The 18,150-nt window shown below is 62.6% G+C and carries 16 protein-coding genes; 12 read left to right on the forward strand and 4 right to left on the reverse strand.

What is annotated here, in order from left to right; all coding sequences use genetic code 11:
• Nucleotides 1-11: 11 nt before the first annotated feature.
• From ccoO to JFN93_RS05310, 9 genes are all read left to right on the forward strand, one after another.
• Nucleotides 12-875, forward strand: coding sequence for a cytochrome-c oxidase, cbb3-type subunit II (ccoO, locus tag JFN93_RS05270; RefSeq protein ID WP_199382957.1), 864 nt, complete (start codon nt 12-14; stop codon nt 873-875).
• A gap of 2 nt (nt 876-877) precedes the next feature.
• Entirely contained in the window at nt 878-1,018 is a 141-nt protein-coding gene (locus JFN93_RS05275; protein WP_199382958.1) for a cbb3-type cytochrome c oxidase subunit 3, read from the forward strand.
• 54 nt (nt 1,019-1,072) lie between these two features.
• Entirely contained in the window at nt 1,073-1,558 is a 486-nt protein-coding gene (locus JFN93_RS05280; protein WP_199382959.1) for a c-type cytochrome, read from the forward strand.
• A 193-nt stretch (nt 1,559-1,751) separates the two neighbouring features.
• Nucleotides 1,752-2,966, forward strand: a complete 1,215-nt coding sequence (locus tag JFN93_RS05285) for a 4Fe-4S dicluster domain-containing protein (protein ID WP_199382960.1) — start codon at nt 1,752-1,754, stop codon at nt 2,964-2,966.
• Nucleotides 2,967-3,160: 194 nt separating this feature from the next.
• Nucleotides 3,161-3,613, forward strand: a complete 453-nt coding sequence (locus JFN93_RS05290; protein WP_199382961.1) for a FixH family protein — start codon at nt 3,161-3,163, stop codon at nt 3,611-3,613.
• A complete protein-coding gene (locus tag JFN93_RS05295) occupies nt 3,610-6,018 on the forward strand; it encodes a heavy metal translocating P-type ATPase (protein ID WP_199382962.1) in 2,409 nt (802 codons plus the stop codon). Before JFN93_RS05290 ends, JFN93_RS05295 begins: the two co-directional genes overlap by 4 nt.
• A gap of 1 nt (nt 6,019) precedes the next feature.
• Nucleotides 6,020-6,199, forward strand: a complete 180-nt coding sequence (gene ccoS / locus JFN93_RS05300) for a cbb3-type cytochrome oxidase assembly protein CcoS (RefSeq protein ID WP_199382963.1) — start codon at nt 6,020-6,022, stop codon at nt 6,197-6,199.
• 216 nt (nt 6,200-6,415) lie between these two features.
• Nucleotides 6,416-7,096 (forward strand): sulfite exporter TauE/SafE family protein, encoded by a 681-nt coding sequence (locus JFN93_RS05305; protein WP_199382964.1) that lies wholly within the window; start codon nt 6,416-6,418, stop codon nt 7,094-7,096.
• A gap of 342 nt (nt 7,097-7,438) precedes the next feature.
• Nucleotides 7,439-9,151, forward strand: a complete 1,713-nt coding sequence (locus JFN93_RS05310; protein WP_199382965.1) for an ATP-binding protein — start codon at nt 7,439-7,441, stop codon at nt 9,149-9,151.
• On the opposite strand, the gene JFN93_RS25900 is transcribed toward JFN93_RS05310, so the two are convergent.
• From JFN93_RS25900 to JFN93_RS05325, 3 genes are all read right to left on the reverse strand, one after another.
• Nucleotides 9,124-9,816 (reverse strand): PilZ domain-containing protein, encoded by a 693-nt coding sequence (locus JFN93_RS25900; protein ID WP_199382966.1) that lies wholly within the window; start codon nt 9,814-9,816, stop codon nt 9,124-9,126. The two genes, JFN93_RS05310 and JFN93_RS25900, sit on opposite strands and share 28 nt — an antisense overlap.
• A 220-nt stretch (nt 9,817-10,036) precedes the next feature.
• Entirely contained in the window at nt 10,037-11,005 is a 969-nt protein-coding gene (locus JFN93_RS05320) for a diguanylate cyclase domain-containing protein (RefSeq protein WP_199382967.1), read from the reverse strand.
• 33 nt (nt 11,006-11,038) lie between these two features.
• The gene (locus JFN93_RS05325; RefSeq protein WP_199382968.1) at nt 11,039-14,341 is read right to left on the reverse strand and encodes an ATP-binding protein; all 3,303 of its coding nucleotides are present in this window, start codon (nt 14,339-14,341) and stop codon (nt 11,039-11,041) included.
• Between the two features lie 367 nt (nt 14,342-14,708).
• Here JFN93_RS05325 and gabD point away from each other — a divergent pair, with 367 nt between their 5' ends.
• Nucleotides 14,709-16,160: an NADP-dependent succinate-semialdehyde dehydrogenase gene (gabD, locus tag JFN93_RS05330; RefSeq protein WP_268898781.1), complete on the forward strand. Its 1,452-nt coding sequence runs from the start codon at nt 14,709-14,711 to the stop codon at nt 16,158-16,160.
• Nucleotides 16,161-16,464: 304 nt separating this feature from the next.
• Entirely contained in the window at nt 16,465-17,199 is a 735-nt protein-coding gene (locus tag JFN93_RS05335; protein WP_199382969.1) for a DUF6901 family protein, read from the forward strand.
• Between the two features lie 138 nt (nt 17,200-17,337).
• Here the strand turns inward: JFN93_RS05335 and JFN93_RS05340 are convergent, their stop codons facing one another.
• Nucleotides 17,338-17,544: a hypothetical protein gene (locus JFN93_RS05340; RefSeq protein WP_199382970.1), complete on the reverse strand. Its 207-nt coding sequence runs from the start codon at nt 17,542-17,544 to the stop codon at nt 17,338-17,340.
• A gap of 359 nt (nt 17,545-17,903) precedes the next feature.
• Here JFN93_RS05340 and JFN93_RS05345 point away from each other — a divergent pair, with 359 nt between their 5' ends.
• A complete protein-coding gene (locus tag JFN93_RS05345) occupies nt 17,904-18,137 on the forward strand; it encodes a hypothetical protein (RefSeq protein ID WP_199382971.1) in 234 nt (77 codons plus the stop codon).
• Nucleotides 18,138-18,150: the final 13 nt, after the last annotated feature.

An 18,150-nucleotide genomic window follows, 5' to 3' on the forward strand; every position in this document is an offset into this window, starting at 1 on the left:
GGGAGCGACCGATGACCGAGAGAAAGATGGTGGTATTCCTGATTGCGGCGACCTGCGTCTTCCTGGTGGGGACGATCGTTACCATGGTCGTGCCGTTCAAATCGATCAACGACCCGAAGCTGAAGATAGCCACGGTCAAGCCGTACACCCCCTTGCAGCTGGAAGGGCGTGACATCTACATCCGGGAAGGGTGCAACAACTGCCATACCCAGACGGTGCGCCCGCTGCTCGCCGACACCGAGCGCTACGGCGAGTACTCCAAAACCGGCGAGTTCGTCTACGACCAGCCCTTCCTTTGGGGCTCGCGCCGCACCGGTCCGGACCTCGCCCGTATCGGCGGCAAATATCCGGACGCCTGGCATGAAAAGCACATGAAGGATCCCCAGTCCATGGTGCCGCGCTCCAACATGCCCAAGTACGCCTTCCTCACCCATCCGCTCGACACGAGCCTCACCGAGAAGAAGATGAAAACGTTGGGCTTCCCCTACACCCAGGCCGACCTCGCCGCCTGCCAGGGGAAAACCGAACTGGACGCGATGGTAGCCTACCTCCAAAAGCTCGGCACCGACATCCCGTGGCGCGAAGCGGCCAAGACCCAGCTGGTCGGCGAGCTGAAGAACCCGTTCCTCGATAACGTGACCGTCCTACCCGAAGGGAAGAAGATCTACGACGCCAACTGCGCCCAGTGCCACGGGGCCGACCTCAAAGGTGGCGTCGGACCGAGCCTGGTCGACATCGACAAGCCGGATGCCGATATCTTCACGACGGTCTACGCCGGCCGCCAGGCCACCGGCATGCCGGCCTTCGGCGACACCCTCGGCAAAGAGCGCACCTGGAAGGTGGTTACCTTCCTGAAGCTGCGCCAGAGGCACTGATCATGGATCTGGCCAGCGTTTACTATCTCGGCGTCACCTTTCTCCTTTTCGGGATCTTCGTTGCCATCGTGGTCCGGACCTACAGCCGGAAAAACCGCGAGCGCGGCGAGGACCCGAAGTACCGGATGATGCATGAGGATTGAACGGCTCGGGATCGACCGGTCGTCCTTCGAGGAAAACTACAGGAGGTTCCACCTATGTCTGAGGAACATAACGACTTCGACGGCATCAAATACCGCGCCGAAAAGCACACCCCGGCCATCTTCCGGCTCCTTTTGGGAGGCCTGGTGGTATGGGGGGTGATCTTCATGGGGTACTACCTCTTCAGCGGCTGGAGCTCGGAGACCGAGTACGCCCAGAAAAAGCTCGCCCAGCAGGGTCGGGTCGCGGCGGCCAACAAGGCGGGGGTGCCGGCCCCGACCGCAAAACCCGCCAACCAGGCGGGGCTGATCGAGATCGGCAAGGCACAGTTTGCCGCGCGCTGCGCCTCCTGCCACGGCGAGACCGCCAAGGGGGGGATCGGCCCGGATCTCACCAAGGCCCAATACAAGTTCGGCAAGAGCGCCGACGCGATCGCGCAGAGCATCGTGGAGGGGCGTCCAGGCGGGATGCCGTCGTTCAAGAACGACCTCTCCCAGGAGCGGGTCGAGGGGCTGGTGCAGTACCTGATGTCTCTCAAGTAGGCGAGATTTTTCTTGTCGCGGCGGCACCCCCGCGGCGATAATGCAGCGAAACGCAGACGGGCGCCGCAGGTGCCCGGGAACCATCAAAGGGGACTGGCTCCGCAGGTGCCGGTCCCCTCTCATGCTGCAGCGCGACCAAGGGACTGGTACCTGCTGGTGCCAGTCCCCCTCCTTCTCAACAGGACCTAAGTTGATGCCCGCTACCCATTCCCGCATCGCCCCGCAACGAAAACTGGTCCAGTGGCTGGCAACCCTGTTTTTATTGGCCATCCCTTTCGTGCAGATCGGAGGGAATTCCCTGCTGCGCCTCGACGCGCCGTCCCGGACCCTCCTTTTCCTGGGGGCTCAAATCAGGATCGAGGAGTTCTACCTCTTCCTCCTGGTAGCGCTGGTCGGCAGCTTCGGCTTTCTCTTCGTCACCATGCTGTTCGGCCGGGTCTGGTGCGGCTGGTTCTGCCCCCAGACGACGATCACCGATCTCGCGGAGTGGCTGGACCGGAAGGTCCGCAGCGCGGTGGGAAGGGGGCTTTCCGGCAAGCTGCTTCGTCACCTCGGGTACCTCGTCCTCTCCTTTACCGTTGCCGCGAACCTGGTCTGGTACTTCATCCCCCCGGCCGCGTTCTGGCACCGGCTTACCGCCGGAAGCATCGGACCGGTGGCGGGGATCTTCCTCACGGCGACGCTCATCCTCGTCTACCTCGACCTCACCTGGGTCAGGGGTGCCTTTTGCAAGTCGATCTGCCCCTACGGGCGGATCCAGCACATGACGATGGACCGCAACACCCTCACCCTCGAATTCGACCGGGAGCGGACCGCCGACTGCATTGCCTGCGGCGCCTGTGCCCGGATCTGCCCGATGGGCATCGACATCAAGGACGGCCTCCAGATCGAGTGCATCAACTGCGGCCGCTGCGTGGACGCCTGCCGCGACGTAATGGGGAAGATGGGCAAGGAGGGGCTGATCCGGTACAGCTTCGGGGCCGGCGGCCAGGGTACGCCGTTCAACGCCCGGGTGATCGCCAGCGGCGCGCTCGTCGTCCTCCTCTCCGGAATCCTGGTTGCCGGAGTCGCCACGCGCAAAGAAGCGACGGTAAAGGTGCAGCGTTCGGCCGGTGGCGAGGTAAAAACGCTGCCGGACGGCTCGGTGGTTAATTTCTACACGGCGTACCTGGAAAACCGCGGTACCAAGGGTGCCAGCTTCACGCTGGCCGTGGCGCCTCAAAACGGGGTGACCCCGCTTCTGGTCGGACCGGTGCGCGACGTTTCGGTGGAGGCCAACGGCAACCGCCGGGTGGATTTCGCGATCAAACTCGCTCCTGCCCCTTCAGGACCTTTGGAACTGAAGCTCCAGCTGTTGCGAGACGGCAAACCGGTCGGCAGCGCGGCCCTGCCGGTGCTGGCCCGCTAGACGGTAATCCATCACCGCTTAAGGCCGTGGGTTGAGATCCTCCATTAACACAGGAGGATTTGCCTCTAAAGGTTTGACCTCACGAGAGTCTGACTCGGAGAACACCTGGACCAAATCCCCCCCGCCCCCCTTTCAAAGGGAGATCAATGGACGGGCCTTGGTTTGGGAGATGATTCGTAGGAATCGAGGGCACGATGAATAAGGAAAAACACAATTCCTCCCGGCGCTGGCAGCTGGGCTTGGCGGCACTGATCGGCATATTCCTCCTGGGCACGGCGGCCAGCATCTTCCTCGCCGGCCGCAAGGTCAGCCGGGTCGTCGACACCGACTACTACGACCATGGCTTGCATTACTCAGAGTCGCTGCGCCACCGCGACCAGACCGCCCGCCAGTGGTCGCTCACCCCCACCCTCGCCCAAGGGGTATTGCGGGTCGAGGTACGCGCCAGGGACGGCAAACCGGTCACCGGCGGCGGCATGGTCTTTCAGCCGCGCTCGGCTGCCGGCACATCATCGGTGCAACTCCCCGAAACGGCACCGGGCATCTATTCGGTTGCCGCCGCCTGGCCGGCCGCTGGAGAGCACGGAAACCTCCATTTCACCAAGGGTGGTGCCACCCTGGACGCGCAGGTGGTGCTTTTCGAATGACGATCGAAGCCGGCACCTGCTTTCATTGTGCTGCCGAGATCCCGGCCGGGATCGACGTGGTGGAGCAGCGTGCCGACGCGACGCTTCGCTTCTGCTGTCACGGCTGCCGAGGCGCCTACCTCCTCATCACCGGAGCCGGCCTCGATTCCTTCTACCGCAGCAGGAAGTGGGAGGACCCGGCGCCCCCCGTTTCATTCTCCGACCGTTTCGAAGACCCCTTTCTTGCCCGCTTCGTCCATGCCACCCCGGAGGGTAATGCCATGGACATCATCATCGACGGCATACGCTGCGCCTCCTGCGTCTGGCTGAACGAGAAAATCATCGAGCGGCTCCCCGGGGTGCTCCAGGCACGGGTGAACTACGCCACCGGAAGAGCCCGCGTCCTTTTCGACCCGGCCCGCATCACCCCCGCCGCTATCTTCTCCCGCATCGCGGAAATCGGCTACCGGCCGCGCCCCTACACGGCAACCGAAGCCAAGCGGGGCGCCGACGCCGAGAAACGCGACCTTTTGATTCGCTTCGGCACCGCTTTTTTCCTGACCATGCAGCTCATGGCCTATTCCTTTGCCCTCTATGCCGGCTACTTCCAGGGGATCGGGTCCAACATGAAGCTGTACCTGCAGCTTTTCTCATTTGCGGTCACCACCCCGGTGATCTTCTATTCCGGGTGGCCCTTTTTGCGCGGAGCCTGGCGCGGCGTGGTCAACGGCGCCCCGAACATGGAACTTCTCATCGCCGTGGGAGCCATCTCTTCCTATGCCTACAGCATCTACGCCACCTTTGCCGGTGGCGAGGTCTATTTCGAGACGGCAGCCATGATCGTGACCCTCATTCTCGCCGGACGGCTTCTGGAGAATGCCGCCAAGCGCGAGGCAGCCAGTGGGGTGGAAGCACTTTTGGGGCTCGCCACCGGGGAGGCCCGACGGTTGGCAGGCGAACAGCTGGAAACCGTGGACCTGGCCCTGCTGGTCCCGGGAGATCTGGTCCTGGTCGCCCCGGGAGAGCGCTTTCCCACCGACGGGACGGTCGTTGCCGGAAGCAGCGATGCGGACGAATCCCTGGCCACCGGAGAACCGGCACCGGTGGAAAAACATCCCGGCGCCACGATCATCGCCGGATCCACCAACCTCACCGGCACGCTCCGGGTCCGCTGCGAAAAGGGCGCCGCGGACAGCTTCGTGGCGCGGGTGGCTCGCCTGGTGGAGGATGCCCAGAGCCGCCGGGCTCCGGTACAGGGACTTGCCGACCGCGTGGCGGCGCGGTTCGTCCCGGCGGTGCTCTTGATCGCCCTGCTGACCTTCGCAGGCTACCTCGTCACCGGAGCACGCTTCGAATCAGCCCTCATGACCGCCTTGGCCGTGGTGGTGATCGCCTGTCCCTGCGCGCTGGGGCTCGCCACCCCGACCGCGGTTCTGGCCGGAACCGGCGCCGCGGCCCGTTTCGGGGTCATCTTCCGGGGGGCCGACGTCCTGGAGCGGCTGAGCCGCGTCACGGTTGCCATTTTCGACAAGACCGGCACCCTCACCCGCGGAACTCCCGAGGTGGCCCAAGTCCTGCCGGTGCAAATCTTAACCGAGGACGAGCTTCTCGCCCTGGCCGCCGCAGTGGAGGGGGGATCGCTCCATCCGGTCGGGAAAGCCATTTGCGCCCATGCGCTCCGCAGCGGACTTCCCTTTGCCGTCGCCGAACCGACTACCGCCCTACCCGGCTCCGGGGTGACCGGGGTCGTCGGGGGACAGGCGGTGGCGGCCGGAAGCTACCGGTATCTGTCCCAGCTTTCCGTCGCAGGGCTCCCCGATGAGGAGGAGCTCCCTATTCAGGGAACCGCCGTCCTCGTGGCCGTGGCGAACGTGTATGCCGGCACCATCATCCTGAAGGACCAGGTACGACAGGATGCCCCCGCCCTGGTTTCCTATCTTGCCGGACAAGGTATCGCCACCGCCCTCCTCAGCGGCGACCGCACGGTAACGGTGCGCGAGACCGCAGCGCACCTCGGCATCGAGACTGCCCGTGGCGCGCTGTCGCCGGCCGACAAACGGGCGGAAGTGGAACGGTTGCGCCAAGAAGGCGCCGTGGTCCTTGCGGTGGGGGACGGGATCAACGACGCCCCTGCCCTTTCCGCCGCCGACGTCGGCTGTGCCGTGGCCGGGGGGACCGACATCGCGGTGGAGAGCTCCGAGTTGATCCTGGTTAAGCCGGACCTGGAACGCCTGGCCCGGGCCCACCGATTGGCGCGGCGCACCATGACCGTGGTGCGCCAGAACCTGGCCTGGGCCCTTGTTTACAACCTGGTCGGCATTCCGCTGGCGATGACCGGCCGGCTGACCCCGATCTACGCCGCCGCGGCCATGACCTTGAGTTCGCTCTGCGTGGTGGGTAATTCCCTGAGGCTGGGAAGGAGATAGGATGGACGGCTCTTTGATCTTCCTGATGGTCCTGTCCCTTGTTTTGGGAGCCGCCTGCTGGATCTGGTTTCTCTGGGGGGTGAAACGGGGGGAATTCGACGACATCGAACGCCCCAAACACCGGATGCTGGACGACGACGATGAAAACGATGAAAACGGGGGCCGGGGGTCGGGGACGTAAGTATCAGCATTGATGTGCCCTTGTTCCTAAGGTCCACCTTGGGAACGCACTACGCTTCAAAGTTCCGGCTTTGCACCGGAGGCCTTTGCGAAGCTGGTGCTTCCTAAAATATCGACATTCCCAAGCTGGAGCTTGGGAACGAGTTGGGCCAAGGGTTGCGGGCGAAAGCGCAAGCTTGCCAGGCAGGGTGAGGCTGGGGTCTCTGAGGTTTATGAAATGGTCGAAATAATGCTCGCTTTCAGCGCCGGGCTTGCCGGCGGGTTCCATTGCATCGGGATGTGCGGCGGCATCGTTGCCGCCTTGTCGCTGTCCGACCCGTCGCGGTCCTTCAAGGCCCGCGCCTTTGCCCAGTTGAGCTACAACCTCGGCAGAATCACCACCTACACCGGCCTCGGCATCCTCTGCGCTTACGTCGGATCGGCACTGGACCTGGCGCGGATCAGGTCTGCCTCGACCTGGATTTTCGGAGGCGCCAACGTCCTGGTGATGACGGTCGGGCTCTCTTCCCTGTTTGGCTGGAGCGTCCTCAACCTCTCCTCTTTGGAAGGACACGGGGTCCGCGTCCTCGCCAAGCCGCTCGGGCGGCTGCTGAAATCAGCCTCCCCGGCCACCGCGTTTCCCCTGGGGCTCGTTATGGGCTTTCTCCCCTGCGGTCTGGTCTATGCCCCGCTCATCGTCGCCACCGTCAGCGGCTCTCCGCTTTACGGCGGGGCCGTCATGGCAGCGCTGGGCGCCGGCACCCTCCCGATACTATTCCTTTTCGGCACCGCCTCCGGCGCACTCTCCTCGCGGCTGCGCCAGGGAATGTTCCGCCTCGCCGGACTCGCCGTCTTTCTCATGGGTGCCTCCGGCCTTTGGCGCCTCATCGCCCGCAGTTGCCCCAACTGCAATCTCTGATCCGCTTCGGTTTTTCCCCTTCCTTCCGCGCCCCCTTCCGCTCTCACCTTCCAAGCCACTCTACCGGTATCGTTTTTTCACTCATTGCCTGCCGCTGGTATTGGATCAGGCATGACCTCATGGGTGACCGGAAACCCTGCTGATTGTCACCAGGGGATTTTGATGTGGAGTTTTTTATAAATCTTTGCTAAAAGCAACACTGAAAAAATCTCCCCGTGTCACCCGGCTTAACCTCATTGTGATCGCCGTAACCACTATTAGTAACGGGTGCCGCAGAAAAGGTTGCAAGCATCGATGGGAATCCTTCCTTCCATCAATCGTATCCCGCTCGACGAAAGTTCGATGCCGATGGAGTTGCGTCTCTACCGGCTGGTCTGCCTCATCGCATGGGTCGCCTCGTTCTTCCTCGTTCTCCCGATCAACTATCTGCAACAGATATCGCCGTACGTGAATTACGTTGTCGCAATCTACGGCGCATTCAACGTCTTCCTCTATTTGGCCTCCTTGCGGGGCCGCTACTATACCAAGATCTTCTTCATCGCCCTCTTGCTCGCCTTGAACGCGACCTGGTTCTTCAACGGGGGGAGTAAGGGAGGCGTCAGTTACTATTTCTTCGCAGCGTTTTTCTATTCCGTAATCTTCTACCGTGGGATGGAACGGTGGGCCATGGTCGGGGCCAGTATCCTCAACTGTCTCTGCCTGGTGGCCTCGGAGGCGTACTTTCCGAACCTGTTGGTCCCGTTCGTAAACGATCTGGCCCAGCGCACCGACATCGCCTCGGGCATCGTCATCAGCGGCCTGGTCTGCACCACGATGCTAATGGTAGTGCTCACCGAGTACGACCGGGAACACCAACGCCTACGTACCCTCTACGACCAACTACAGCTCACCGTGGCGGAGCGGAAATTGGCGGAAAACCAGGCATCGAAGGCCCAGCAGCGTCTCGATGCGGTGGTGGCGGGGACTCCGGATCCGATCTATGTCAAGGACCTGGAGGGGAGCTATCTGCTCGTCAATGAAGCGGCGGCGAACCTGATGGGCGTGGAGGAGGCAGGGATACTCGGCAAAGGGGATAGGGAACTCTCCCCCGAGGCGGCTGAGTTTTTCAGCCAGGGGGACCAGATAGCGGTCCGGCGCGGAAGCACCGTGACCTTCCAGAACCATTTAACCCTTCCGGGCGGGGAAAGGCGCAGTTACCTCACCACCAAGGGGGTGCTGCGGGACGACGGGGAAGTGACCGGGCTCTTCGGCATCTCCCGCGACGTGAGCGAACTCGATGAGGTGACCGACCAGGTGCGCCGGCTCAACGAGGAACTGGACCACCGGGTGCGGGAGCGGACCGAGCAATTGGAACGGGCGATCCGGGAGCAGGAAGCCTTCAGCTATTCGGTCTCCCACGATTTACGCTCGCCGCTGCGCCACATCAACAGCTACACCACCATTCTCAAGGAAGAAGCGGCCGGGAGACTGGTACCGGACGAGAAAAAGTACCTGGACCAGATCTGCCGGGCCACGCGCCACATGGGGAGGCTCATCGACGACCTCTTGGAACTCTCCAGGGTGAGCCGCTCCCAGGTCGCGCTGGAGCCGGTGAACCTGAGCAACCTGGCCATCCTCTCCAGCCTGATGCTGCGCCAGTCCGACAACGAGAGAATCGCGGAGTTCGAGATCGACCCCGGCATGATCGCCTTGGGAGACAAGACGCTCCTCACCCTGGTCATCGACAATCTATTCGGCAATGCCTGGAAATATACGTCCCGGAAGGAAAAGGCGCGGATCAGGTTTGGGCGGGAGATGGTAGAGGGGAAAGAGGTTTTCTTCGTGAAGGACAACGGGACCGGCTTCGACATGGCCTACCGGCACAAGCTGTTCGGACCTTTCGAGCGGCTGCATGGTGGCGATTACGAAGGTACCGGAATCGGCCTCGCCACGGTGAAACGGATCATCGAGCGTCACCAGGGGGACATCTGGGCCGAGGGGATACCCGGCGTAGGTGCGAGTTTCTACTTCACCCTAGCCGACCGGGATCAGGCCACCACCCGGTCCCTGTCCTGATCCTTGGCCACCTTCAGCACGGCGTTCAGGCCCTCCTCGAAATCGGCCCCCGGTTCGAGGAACTGGCAGCCGATTCCCGGTGCCCGCCGCTCTCCCCACCCGCGCACCCAGCGCACCGACACCCGGACTCCCTGGTTTAGGTCGGGGAAAAAAACCTCAACCTCCTCACCCACCGCAAACCGTTCCGCTTCGACCACCACGAAAAAAGCGCCTCCCCAGGAGAGGTCCACCGTGAAACTGCGGATCTCTTCCCCGTCCCGACGCAGGAACGCGGGAACGCACATTTCGTGGCGACGGAAGGCCCGGAGGGCCCGGGGCCGGAACTCGCCGCACGCCTTGGTCAGAAAGTCCACCAGGCTCCGCTCCTGGCGGGCTCCCCCCGGCATGATCATCGGCACCAGCACCGACCCCATGGTCCGTACCCGCAGGGTGGGATAAAAACCGGTCAGCGAGCAGGCGACCACCTTCTCCTCACCCTTTGCCTTGACCATGGCGGTCAGATCGACCAGTACGCCGCAGAAGGGTTGGCACATGGCTTGGGTCTCGGCCTCGTAGAAGCTGGAGCAGACGACCGCCTCGACGTCCTGCTGGCGCAAGCTGGCTTCAAGGGATGCGCGGACGTCATCCTGGTAGGCGATCACGAGTATTGGATGGCTAAGGGTCACGGTGACTCCTTTGTCATAAAATCAGGCGGAAGCCGGGTGCATCGTTGGCTGCCAAAGGGGTAAACACCAGGACGATGGGAGGTGCATCAGACGAGCGTAAGCAGGAATTCGGGCCGGAAAGATCCCGGCCGGCTGATCCGAAGACTAGATTTTTCGCGTTGTCGGGTAAAAAGTCAAGCCCGGGCCGGACGACCGCTCGGCCCTGCGCTCCGAACCGGCTTTAGTCGTAGGTAACCACGGTGACCTGGTTGCGCCCTTTTTCCTTGGAGGTGTACAAGGCGCGGTCGGCTTCGCTGATGAACCACTCCGCGGTCCGCTCCCGCGTCACCGGGGCGCCGACCACACCGGCGCTCAACGTGACACATCCGGAAACACCGGAATAGGCGTGCGGGATGGCGTGGTCGATCAGGGTCTGGCGCAACCGCTCGGCGAGCTGCCCCGCCTGATCCGGGGTGGTGTCCGGGAGAATGACCGCGAACTCCTCCCCCCCGTACCGGGCCGGAAGGTCCCCGGCCCGCTTGAACGTGGCAAGCATGATGCCGCCGATGACCTGGAGGCATTTGTCCCCAACGATGTGCCCGTAGTGGTCGTTGTAGCTCTTGAAGAAGTCGACGTCGCAAAGGATGAGCGACAGGTACTGCGAGGTGCGGGCCCGGTTGATCTCGGCGTAAATGGTTTCGTTGAAATGACGCCGGTTCGGAAGACCGGTAAGGGCGTCTTCGCGGGCCATCCTGGTGAGCGCCTTGTTCTTGCTGGAAAGCTCGAGAGTCAGCGCCTCCAGGATGTCCCGGTTCTTCTTCATCTCCAGGTGGTTCTTGACCCGGGCCTTTACGATCGGTGGGCTGATCGGTTTGGTGATGTAGTCGATGGCGCCGCAGCCAAGCCCCTTCGCCTCGTCCTCCTCGCTCCCCAGTGCGGTGATGAAGATGACCGGGATATCCGCCGTCTTCGGATCCGATTTCAGCAGGGAGCAGACCTGGTAACCGTCCATATCCGGCATCATGACGTCCAAAAGGATCAGGTCGGGATGCTCCCTCATGACCACGCGCAGCCCGTCCGGACCGTTTTTGGCGAAGTAGAGGTCGTAGTCCCCCTGCAGGATCTTGTGCAGGATCTCGATGTTCGCCAGCGTATCGTCGACAATGAGGATCTTGTGGCGGTCTCGGTTCAGGACAGAGATGTCAGTCATGGGCAAGGCTCCGTTCATGGTATTTCCAGTCCTTTACAGGGAAATTTCTATGTTCTCGGCTAGTTCCACCAAAAGTGCGGCGGCGCTGCGGAAATCGAGCCCGGATAAGGCGACTCCCAGTCGATCGGCGATCGGGCCGGCCAACTGCGGTCGGATCTCCTCCCACACCTCGAGCGCCTTGAGGTTGTCCGCTTCGAGAAAGCTGTGCAGCCGGTGAAAGAGCGGGGCGATCTTTTCCCGGTCGCCGACCAGCCCTTCCGATGCGCTTTCCCCCAACGGGGCCTCCTCGTCCACCTGGCGCTTGAGCTGCGCCACCGATTCCAGCACCTGGCGCATCTTCTTCTCGAAATCGGTCAGCAGCTCGATCGGCACCTCCGGTTCGGGAAGAGCCTTCTCCACGGCCAGCGCCGCGGCGCTCAGCTCCATCGCCCCCAGGTTCGCGGAGACCCCCTTCACGGTATGCACGATACGCCGCGCCAGCTGCCGCTCTCCGGCGGCCAGGGCCTCGCGCAGGTGGTCCAGGGTGTCGGCGTTCTCCTCGCCGAAGCTCAACAGGAGCTTGAGGAGCAAAGGCTCGCACTCCAGGGTCTTCAAGGCGCGCTTGATATCGATGCCGGGGAGCTGGTCGGGGAGACCGAAAAACGGCGGCTCGGCAGCCTCCACCTCGGGAGCCGCCTCACGTTCCCCAAGCCAGTGCTCGATGGTCCCGTAGAGGTCGTTCAGGTCGATCGGCTTGTTCACCTGGTCGTTCATCCCCGACTGGATCGCCATCTCCCGTTCCCGGTTCAGGGCGCTCGCGGTCATCGCGATGATCGGCAGGGTGCGGCAGGTCGGGTCGCGCCGGATGCGCCGGGTAGCCTCCAGCCCGTCCATGACCGGCATCTGGACGTCCATCAGGACCGCGTCGTAGTGGATTCCGGAGGCGGTTACCTTGGCGACCGCCTCCGCGCCGTCGCGGGCGACGTCGACTAAGACACCGCGCTGTTCCAGGACGTCCCGGGCGAATTCCTGGTCGAAAAAATGGTCGTCCACCACGAGGATCCGGGAGCCGCGCAGCTTTCCGGAGCCGAACTCTCCGGAGGACGCCGCGTCGAGAGCGAACTGTCCATGCTGGCCTACCCTGAGGGGGAGCTCGAAGCTGAAGCAACTCCCCTTCCCCGGTTCGCTGTCGACCCGGATGCTCCCCCCCATCAGCTCGACGAGCTGCTTGCTCAGGGCAAGGCCCAGCCCGGTGCCGCCGTAGCGGCGCGTGGTGTGGCTTTCGCCCTGGGAAAAGGCGGTGAACAGGGTGGCTTGCTGCTCCGGTGCGATCCCGATTCCGGTGTCGGAGACGGCAAAGCTGAGCACGATCTCGCTCGGGGTCGTGGCTACCGGGGTGACCTCGACGGTCACCTCCCCGCTTTCGGTGAACTTGACCGCGTTCTTGACCAGGTTGTTCAGGACCTGGCCCAGGCGGGTGCCATCCCCCACCAGGTGGTCCGGAATGCCGGGGGCGACCGACATCTCGAAGCGGACCGGTTTTTCCTTGATCTCGGAGGTCGCCGTCGAGGAGACCTCGTGGAGCAGGGCGCTCAAAAGGAACGGGACCGAACGCACTTCCAGCCGCCCGGTCTCCATCTTGGAGAAGTCGAGGATGTCGGTGATCATCTTGAGGAGTTGGTTGGACGCGTTTTGCGCCTTGTTCAGGTATTCCCGCTGCGTGTCGGTGAGAGTGGTTTGCTGGAGCAGGTAGAGCATTCCTATGGAGTAGTTCATCGGGGTTCGGATCTCATGGCTCATGTTCGCGAGAAAATCAGTCTTGGCGTGATTGGCGGCCTCGGCGGCCACCGTGGCGCGCCGCAGTTCTTCCTCGCCCAGCTTCCGTTCGGTCAGGTCACGCAGCGTTTCCACCACCGCTACCAGTTCCCCCTGGGCGTTTTGGATCGGGGCGGCGTCGAAACAGAGAAAGATATCCCGGCCGGTCTTGCTCCGATACCAACCTTCGGCATGGACCCCGGTCGAGGTCCCGTCGACCTCCCCTTCGTAAAGAGGGGCAATCTCCTCAGCACTGCGCCCGTCGATGACGTGATCGGCCAGGGTGGGGCGTCTTTCCTGGTAAAAGACGCTCCACTGGTTGTCGGTTCCCAAAAGCAGCGACGCCGAAACACCGGTCAGCTCCTCGCAGGCACGGTTCCAGATGACGACCCGGTGCTGCGGGTCCAGGACGAAGGTCGGTACCGACGAGTTCTCCATCAGGCTTTCGATGAATTCCTTCTGGGACTGCGCTGCTTCCCGCTGCAGATGCACCTCTTCGACCATCCGGTTGAAGGAGTTGGCCAGGGTACCGATCTCGTCGCCGGTCTCAACGACGATCGGCTCCGGCTCCTTGCCGATCATCCGCTCCAGGTGGCCGATGAAGCGCGCCAAGGGCTCGGTGAGGTGCCGCATGAACAGCCAGGTAACCGAAAGAGAGAGGCAAAGCGCGGCAAGAAAGGCCTCCACGAGGTACCACTTGGCGCGGTCCAACTGGGCGTAGGCCTGGGCCCGGGGATAGTTAACCGCCAGGGTCCAGCCGCATTTGAGCTTCTTGAAGGAGCTCAAAAGCTTTACCCCCCGCGAGTTCACCGTCTCCCCGGTCCCTTCGAAACCGGCCAGGGCGCGGTCCCGGAGCGCGTTGCGCCCCGCTTTCCCCCGGCGCATGATCTTCGCGGCATCGGAGTGGGCCACAACCACCCCGCTCCGGTCCAGCAGGTAGATGTATCCGGCCTCGCCGAACGGCACCCGGGTGATTTTGCCGAAAAAATTATCCTTGAGCAGGTCGATCGAGCCGACCAGGACGGCAATCACCCGCCCCTGCTTGATGACCGGCACCGCCACCGCCACGATCGGACGCCGATGGCTTTGCGACGAAAGGATCGGGTCGGAAAGACACGGCCGGCCGGTGGCCATGACCTGCCGGAAATAGCTACGGTGCGAAAAGTCCGATCCGATCAGGCGGGGCTCGTCCGGGGTGATCGCAATCAGCTTTCCCTGAGCAGACAGCAGGAGCATGCCGTTGTCGAAGGTGATCAGTTCGTCGGGCTGGCTGGCCAGAAACTGTTGCGCCTTGCCGACATCGCTCACCACCTCCGGGGTCAGCACCCCGCCAAGCGCGAAGAGTTGGGCCTGCATCGATTCGATCTTGCTGTCGATGGTGGACGCCATCAGCGAGGCGACGCTGAACTGCTGTTTCGAGATGGTGATCCGATACTGCCGGTCCAGATAGCTGGAGACCCCGAACGTCATCACGCAAAGCACCCCCGCCAGCAGCAGGGAGACGACGAGGCTCATCTTCGTGGTTAGGTTCAGGCGTAGCATAGGCACCCTGCGAGGACGGTTTTCCCAGCGCCGACGGCACGTGGAGTCATTTGTGGCTTATCGGCACCAGACCGTGAATCTTTAATGGTTAAGACAACCTTTGGCATTTTAATGTGGAACGGGAAGACGAGGTCGGGGGGCGGGGGTCGGGGGTCGGGCGACCGTATCTTGCCGTCCCTTGGGTCATTGGCGTCCCTTAGGTCCTGCTTCTTTTAATTCACCGGCGATCACAGTTTGAGATTGTCTTTAGGAAGCCGATTCGATTAGAATTGCCCGCACGGCGTCAGGCCCCGGTCCCACGGTTTGGGGCCTAACGCCACCCGCACCGGATATAAAGCAGTCACTATTAGATAAAAGGAGATGTTTGATGCTGAAACTCAACGACCCGGCTCTGCTGAAACAACTCTGTTATCTCGACGGCAAATGGATGGCCGCGGACGGCGGCGCAACGATCGACGTCACGAACCCCGCCACCGGCGAGGTGCTGGGAACGATCCCGAAGATGGGGACGGCGGAGACCCGCCGCGCCATCGAAGCGGCCCGCGACGCCTTACCGGCCTGGCGGGCCAAGACTGCCAAGGAGCGCGCCCAGGTGCTGCGCCGCTGGTTCGACCTGATGATCGCCAACCGCGAGGACCTCGGCAAAATCATGACCGCCGAGCAGGGCAAACCGCTCGCCGAGGCGATGGGCGAGATCACCTACGCCGCCTCGTTCATCGAGTGGTTCGCCGAGGAAGGTAAACGCACCTACGGTGACACCATCCCGGGGCACGCCGCGGACAAGCGCATCGTGGTCATCAAGGAACCGATCGGGGTCTGCGCGGCGGTCACCCCCTGGAACTTCCCCGCCGCCATGATCACCCGCAAGGCCGGTCCGGCGCTCGCCGCCGGCTGCACCATGGTGGTAAAGCCCGCCACCGCCACCCCCTTCTCCGCCCTGGCCCTCGCCGAACTCGGCGAGCGCGCCGGCATCCCCGCCGGGGTCTTCAGCGTCATCACCGGGTCGTCGAGCGCGATCGGCAAGGAGATGACCGACAACCCGATCGTCCGCAAGCTCACCTTCACCGGTTCCACCGAGATCGGCAAACAGCTCATGGAGCAGTGCGCCGGGACGGTCAAGAAGGTCTCCCTGGAGTTGGGGGGAAACGCGCCGTTCATCGTCTTCGACGACGCCGACCTTGACGCCGCCGTGGAGGGGGCGCTGATTTCGAAGTACCGCAACAACGGCCAGACCTGCGTCTGCGCCAACCGGATCCTGGTCCAGGAGGGGGTCTACGACGCCTTCGTGGAGAAGCTCATCGCCGCGGTAGCCAAGATGAAAATCGGCGACGGCCTCAAGGAAGAGGTTCAGTTGGGACCGATGATCGACGAGGCTGCGGTGGAGAAGGTGGAAGAGCACATCGCGGATGCCGTTGCCAAGGGGGGCAAGATCGTCCTGGGCGGGAAACGGCATGCCCGGGGGGGAACCTTCTTTGAGCCGACCATCGTCACCGGGGTGACCCCGGAAATGGTGGTCGCGCGGGAAGAGACCTTCGGCCCGCTCGCCCCGATCTTCAGCTTCAAGACCGACGAAGAAGCGGTGAAAATGGCCAATGACACCGAGTTCGGGCTGGCTTCCTACTTCTACAGCCGCAACCTCACCCGCGTCTGGCGGGTGGCCGAGGCGCTGGAATACGGGATGGTCGGCATAAATACCGGCCTCATCTCCACCGAGGTCGCTCCCTTCGGAGGGATGAAGGAATCCGGCATCGGTCGCGAGGGATCGAAGTACGGCATCGAGGAGTTCCTCGAGGTCAAGTACCTTTGCATGGGAATCTGAATGAACAACTCGATTGGCGCCAATTCTCAGTAAGCCCCATAACCTCCCTCTCCTTCAAGGAGAGGGTCGGGGTGAAGATGGGGTTAAATTGCTGATTTCGGGGAGCCCCATCCCTCACCTCGTTGCAAGCCGCGCTCACGCGAGCCCCCACTTGAAGGGGAGAGGGACGTGATGCTGAAGATTGACGCTAATCGGCATGAACAAAAGTCAGTAGAGACACAATCCATCGGCCATCTCCTGCTGCCGGAAGGCCTGGCAGGGATGGGGTGCGAAGGTGAGCGCAGGTAACTGCAAAGAGAGCTTTATGGCTGACGAATCAATAAACCAGGCGCAGGAGACGGTAAACCAGGACGAGATACGGTACCGGTTCAGCTTCCCGGATGGAACCTGCTTCGAGCATGCAGTGGTCCTGGATCCGGGAAGCTCCCTGCTGCTGCGCCCTGCGGACCGCGGGGAGCTTCCCGAGTGGACCCGGCTGGAGAAATACCGCTGCCCGAACTGCAGTTTGGATGCCTCGGCCCATCGGCACTGCCCGGTCGCGGCCAATCTGGCCGACATCGTGGCCACCTTTCGCGGTCACCTCTCCTTCCAGGAGGTTCAGGTTACGGTGCTCACCCGGCAACGCTCCTTTGCCGCCGCCACCTCTCTCCAACTGGGGCTCAGTTCCTTGATCGGACTGGTCATGGCGACCAGCGGGTGTCCCGTTTTGGACCCGTTCCGGCCGATGGCCCGATTCCATCTCCCCTTTGCCACCGTGGAGGAGACCGGTTATCGGATGGTTTCGATGTACCTGACCGCGCAGTATTTCCGCCATGCCGAGGGACTTCCGACGGACCTGGATTTGGAAGGGCTGAAAGAGATCTGCGAAGCGGTGGAGGATCTCAACGCTGCCTTTGCCCTGAGGCTGTGGGAGGCGGTGGATAACGACGCCAACGTGAACTCACTGATCAACCTGGACTGCTTTGCCAAGGCAACCCAGCAGGCCGTTCGTCTCGGCTTGGAGGAATATCGCGCCTGCTTTGAAAGCTATCTTGAATGATCCCCTTCAGGGGCTTCCCTTCACGACAAAAAACGAAAACAAAAACGGAGGCCCCAACCTGAGGCCTCCGTTTTTGCATGACACGCCGCCCTCCCCTCTCAGCTCAGCCAGAGCCTGAAGAGGTCTTTCCCTACCGGGTCACCGGTTCCCCACCTCAAGCAATTGCAGCGCCCGGTCGCGGACCTGGCGCGCCAGCTTTACTCCCCTGATGAAACTCTCCTCGGCCTGCCGCTGGGTCCCTTCCGACTGAGTCGACGCCATCGATTCAAAGAAGATGGCGTAGACTTGTCCGACCGACGCCTCGTATCCCGCCTGGATGATCTCCTGATCGCTTTTGCCGGGCATATCCCCCTCCCCCTGTAACGGTCGCCATTATTTCCGCCCTGGATCCGAAGATCCGGGCCGGCTCCGGGCCGAGGACAATCATACATGAGTTTTTTCCAATCCCAAGCAACTTGGGAACGTCTGCCGCTCGCGCGCCGGCCGGCCTACCGCGGCGCCAGGTAAAGAAGGGCGGCCCCGAAAAGATCCGCCGCCAGAACATCCGCGTATTCTAGTGGGTGCCGCGGATTTTCTACCGGTAACCTCTTCCTCCGGCAAAGAAGTATTGGTGTTTTTTTAAAAAGATGCGATATCATTATCCACATCTAATCTTCACCCTAATTAGGTTGCCGAGCTGGCAGAAGCAGATTTTGGAGGAAGGTATGGCACAGCGAAAGATGTTGACCAACGGCTCGCGGGGGCCGATCCCCGCAACGGTAATGCTGCAGATTCTGGAGGAGGGCCGGGGCAACCGGAGCGCGGAAATCCTGACCAAGGTGGCCCGGGGGGAAATGACCCCCTTCGTCGGGTTCTGCCTGCTCCACCCTACCCTGGTAATTTCGGTCTGCATGATCGTCTCTTTCGTCGTCTACGCGCTATCGACGCTCGTTCTCTAACCAAGGAGGGCAG

The sequence above is a fragment of the Geomesophilobacter sediminis genome, assembly GCF_016458275.1.
GTDB classification, from domain to species: Bacteria; Desulfobacterota; Desulfuromonadia; order Geobacterales; family Geobacteraceae; genus Geomesophilobacter; species Geomesophilobacter sediminis.